General features: G+C 62.8%; 1 protein-coding gene. It reads left to right on the top strand.

Going from position 1 to position 790, the window contains the following annotated elements; all coding sequences use genetic code 11:
• On the top strand, positions 1 to 790 hold a 790-nt coding region (locus Q4Q52_RS22170; protein WP_311991699.1), incomplete at both ends, for a VCBS domain-containing protein.

Below are 790 nucleotides of genomic sequence, written 5' to 3'. Positions count from 1 at the left end.
AATGCAGACGGCAGCTATAGCTTCGACCCCAGCCACGCCAGTTACCAGCACCTGGCTGCGGGCCAGACGCAGGATGTGGTCATCCCGATCACGGTGACCGACGGCTCAGGCGCGACGGCCACGCAGAATCTGACGATCAGGCTGACCGGCACTAATGATGCAGCCCGCATCAGCGGCACAGATATTGGTCGGGTCGTCGAAGACCAGACCCTGTCCGCCAGCGGACAGCTGCAAATCAGCGACACGGACGACGGCCAGGCTCACTTCATAGCCCAGACCGCCACAGCAGGCAGTTACGGCAGTCTGACACTCGGCGAAGACGGACACTGGCAGTATCAACTGGACAACAGCAAGCCCGAAGTCCAGGCGCTCAAAAGCACCGATACCGCCACCGACAGCTTCACGGTGCACAGCGCCGACGGCAGCAGCCACAGCATCACGGTCACCATCCAGGGGCAACGCGATAACGTCGTCATTGGCGGCGTGGATGTTGGCGTGGTGAAGGAAGACGTGTCGGCGGTCACCGGCGGGCATCTGGTGGCAACCGGCGAAAGCGCGGAATTCGTGCCCTTGCAGCAGCGCACCACGCTGGGCAATTTTGCGATGGATGCCAGCGGCGCCTGGACCTACACACTAGACAACAGCCGCGTCGGCACTCAGTCACTCAAGGCTGGTGAAACGGCCACAGACACGGTCACCATCACCCACACCGACGGCACCACCCACACCGTCACCGTCACGATCATGGGCACGAACGATGCGCCAGTGCTCAGCGCCCAGATCCAAGCCG

Origin of the sequence: Shewanella sp. SP1S2-4 (assembly GCF_031932075.1) — a bacterium.
In the GTDB taxonomy this organism is placed as follows: domain Bacteria; phylum Pseudomonadota; class Gammaproteobacteria; order Enterobacterales; family Shewanellaceae; genus Shewanella; species Shewanella baltica.
Note: the sequence above shows the minus strand (reverse complement) of the source record. Positions and strands in the feature narration are given on the sequence as shown.